The organism is Terriglobus sp. YAF25, from assembly GCF_052113305.1.
In the GTDB taxonomy this organism is placed as follows: Bacteria; Acidobacteriota; Terriglobia; order Terriglobales; family Acidobacteriaceae; genus Terriglobus.
This window is the reverse complement of the sequence record NZ_JBFRCY010000806.1, coordinates 1-3,245: the sequence shown is the minus strand read 5'-3', so window position 1 is coordinate 3,245 and position 3,245 is coordinate 1. Positions and strand designations below refer to the sequence as shown.

Below are 3,245 nucleotides of genomic sequence, written 5' to 3'. Positions count from 1 at the left end.
TTCCACACCTGGCTCCCGGATGCACATACCGAAGCTCCCACCGCCGGCAGCGTCATTCTGGCTGGGCTTCTGCTGAAGACAGGCGCGTATGGGCTGATCCGTTTCGTGCTGCCTCTCTTTCCGGGACCGTCGCGCGAATTGGCTCCTCTCATGATGACGATCGGCGTAATCGGAATTCTGTACGGAGCAGTACTTGCGGTCGCTCAAACCGATATCAAACGTCTCGTAGCCTACACCAGCGTCAGCCACATGGGATTCGTGCTGCTCGGAGTCTTCGCGGGAAATGAGATTGCGCTCGAAGGGGCTGTGATCCAGATGATCAGCCATGGAATTAGTACGGGCGCATTGTTCGTTCTTGCCGGCCTGCTTCAGGAGAGGATGCACACCCGCGAGATATCACAGATGGGTGGTCTTTGGGAGACCATGCCTACGCTCAGCGGGGCGGGGCTTCTGTTTGCCATGGCCTCGCTCGGACTTCCAGGACTCGGCGATTTCGTGGGTGAATTTCTCGTCCTGCTTGGGACGTATCGAGCTAGCATCGGTCTCACCGCCGTGGCGACCCTGGGTCTTCTCGCGGCCACTCTCTATGGTTTGAGGTTCGCTCAGGGAGCATTCCATGGTCCGAACGTGCATCATTGGAGTCTGCCGGACATGCGTCTTCGCGAATGGACGATCCTGGGTTCGATGATCCTTTGTCTTCTTTGGATCGGCCTCTATCCACAATCAGTCTTGAACACATTACGTCCAAGCCTGGCTGCCATGCAGCAAAGTGCATTCCCACAAGAGATCGTCAGGAGATGAAGAGATGAATGCCGCTGATTTTGTTGCGTTGCTGCCCCTGATTACGATTTCGGCGACCGCAGTCGTCTTGATGATTGTGATCGCAATCCGGCGCAATCACAAAGTTGCCCTCATGATTTCGCTGATCGGCGTGGCCGTGGCCGCGGCGAGCCTTTTACTTGCCGCGTCAGAAAAACCGCGGCAGATCACCAGCCTTTTAGTTCTCGACTCCTATTCGCGTCTCTATATGGCGATTCTCCTTGGCGCCACGGCCTTTGTTTTCCTGTTCGGCTATGACTACCTGAAGCGCCGCCAGGAACGTCCGGAAGAGTTCTATCTCCTTGTACTGCTGGCAACAACAGGCGCGATGACGCTCGTGGTCAGCCTCACGTTTGTATCGTTCTTCCTCGGATTGGAGCTGCTGAGCATAGCGCTTTACAGCCTGATCGCATACGTACGAACAGAGAGCATCTCTATCGAGGCAGGGATCAAGTACCTGGTTCTTGCCGCGTCATCATCATCCATTCTTCTGTTTGGTCTCGCGCTGATTTATGCGGATTCGGGATCGATGGATCTCTCCCAGTTCGCTGCAGTGATGGTCCGCCCAGCTGGATCTACGAACGCCGTTTCTCTTCTGACTGGCCTGATGCTCGTTCTAACAGGCGTGGGTTTCAAGCTGGCAGTCGTTCCATTTCAACTCTGGACGCCGGATGTCTACGAGGGCGCACCCCTGCCGGTAACGGCATTCATCGCCACCGTATCCAAGGCCGGAATGTTTGCATTTCTATTGCGCTGGTTCCACGTTCATGATGGCGGGGTGGCGGGAGCGCCTGGACTTGTGGTGCATTCGCTACAGCACTTCTTTCACTTGCCGGGATTCCGCTTACAGCAGGGTTTCTCGGTAAGTTCTACGTCATTACGGCCGGCGCTTCACAATCCCGATGGATACTTCTCTTTACCCTCGTCGCCAGCAGCACCATCGGTTTGTTCTATTATTTGCGCATCATCGTCGCCATGTACTCTCAACCAAGGGAGCCTGGCCATGATGGAGAGTCATCCACACAGCCACTGTCCCTCCCGGCTATCCTGGCGCTCACAGCTCTTACCGGCCTCATCTTTCTACTGGGCGTCTATCCCACGCCGCTCTGGAATGTCATCACAGCCGTCACTCGCGATCTAGGATGACCTATAAGCCACCCTAGCAAGGGTATTTGCCTTCGATGTAGTGCTCGAGTTGTTCGATCGTTTGATCCTGCGCGAAAGCGATCCAGTTCACGAGATCTCCGATGGAGACGATTCCAAGAATCTTTCCGTCGCAAACCACAGGAAGATGACGGATTCGGTTGGTTGTCATCAGCCGCATGGCTTCGTCAACGGAACTGTCTGGGCCAATGGTCGGCGGCGCTGAAACCATGATCTCGCTCACCAGCGTTTCCTTCGAACCTCGTCCCAGAAGGATGACCTTTCGCGCGTAGTCTCTCTCCGAAACGAGGCCCACGAGTTGGTCATGATCGATCACCAACAGCGCGCCTATATCCTTATCGGCCATCATCTGCATGGCGGAATAAACGGTCGCGTCGGGGGGGAGAGAACATATGTCAGAACCCTTCTTGCGAAGAATGAACAAAACGGGGTCAAGCACTCTCATAGCTAGCTCCTTACACGCAATTCAAGACTCGAAGTGGCGCTTCAAAAAGGAGAGACAAGCTAGACCGCCGAACCCCAGTAGCTGCGTGTCGGGAGCTGGAACGCGGCGATCGCTGCAAGAAAGACAAACCTTACGGCTACGCTCATACTGCCAAACGAAGAAAGCCGTCACCCGGCGTGGAAATATACGCCCGCCTTGCAACAATTGCAAAAGGAATATTAACTTCTTTGCCGTGGTAGACGGCATGCTGCATAAGTTGTTGAAAATAATGATGAACTTGGCCCGCGCAATGGCGCCTGGGGCGACCCGCATAGCGACTCAGTTGATGTTGTTGCTGCCAGAATCCTAAACCTTGTTCAACCCGTTTCCGCTGCCGGCGGGAATATGTGGATACGCCACATGCGAGACCTACGAAGCGTTAAGCGCAGGGGGCATAAGACATTCGTTTCGAAACCGCGCCTATATGTATGTGTCATCAGTAGTTGTGCTAAGGTTGTGTGGCCAATCATCCTATTCTTCGCAGCACGGACTTGTTGATCGACGAAGGAACTGTCTCGATGAAAAATTTGAGTATCCGCCAGTGGATCCTTGTGAGCTTTACCGTCGTACTGGCCATCATCGTTGCGATGGGTAGTGTCGCCTATCTCAAGCTAAGCCACATTGAGCAGGAAACGTTCAAGATGCAGACCGATACCTTGCCCGGTGTGTATTTTGGCGGTGACATTATGAATGAGTGGCTGACAAACTACTCGCTCATTCAAGCTCGCGCTATTGAGACAGACACTCGCTCATTCAAGCTCGCGCTATTGAGACAGAC

Annotated in this window: 4 protein-coding genes and 1 pseudogene; 4 read left to right on the top strand and 1 reads right to left on the bottom strand. The window is 54.2% G+C overall.

Features of this window, described 5'->3' with window-relative positions:
• The 3 genes and pseudogenes from AB4043_RS23960 to AB4043_RS23950 all read left to right on the top strand — a co-directional run.
• On the top strand, positions 1-801 hold an 801-nt coding region (locus AB4043_RS23960), incomplete at its 5' end, for a complex I subunit 4 family protein (protein WP_442308309.1).
• Positions 802-805: 4 nt separating this feature from the next.
• Positions 806-1,528, top strand: a pseudogene (locus tag AB4043_RS23955) (NADH-quinone oxidoreductase subunit N); the annotation flags it as partial.
• A gap of 128 nt (positions 1,529-1,656) precedes the next feature.
• The gene (locus tag AB4043_RS23950) at positions 1,657-1,965 is read left to right on the top strand and encodes a hypothetical protein (protein ID WP_442308310.1); all 309 of its coding nucleotides are present in this window, start codon (positions 1,657-1,659) and stop codon (positions 1,963-1,965) included.
• Positions 1,966-1,978: 13 nt separating this feature from the next.
• Here the strand turns inward: AB4043_RS23950 and AB4043_RS23945 are convergent, their stop codons facing one another.
• Positions 1,979-2,428, bottom strand: a complete 450-nt coding sequence (locus AB4043_RS23945; RefSeq protein WP_442301773.1) for a CBS domain-containing protein — start codon at positions 2,426-2,428, stop codon at positions 1,979-1,981.
• A gap of 557 nt (positions 2,429-2,985) precedes the next feature.
• Here AB4043_RS23945 and AB4043_RS23940 point away from each other — a divergent pair.
• The coding region (locus AB4043_RS23940) for an MCP four helix bundle domain-containing protein (RefSeq protein WP_442308308.1) at positions 2,986-3,245 on the top strand (260 nt) is incomplete at its 3' end.

Coding starts and splice junctions, on each gene's coding strand:
- AB4043_RS23945 (WP_442301773.1), bottom strand. CDS start 2,428: ATGAGAGTGCTTGACCCCGTTTTGTTCATTCTTCGCAAGAAGGGTTCT.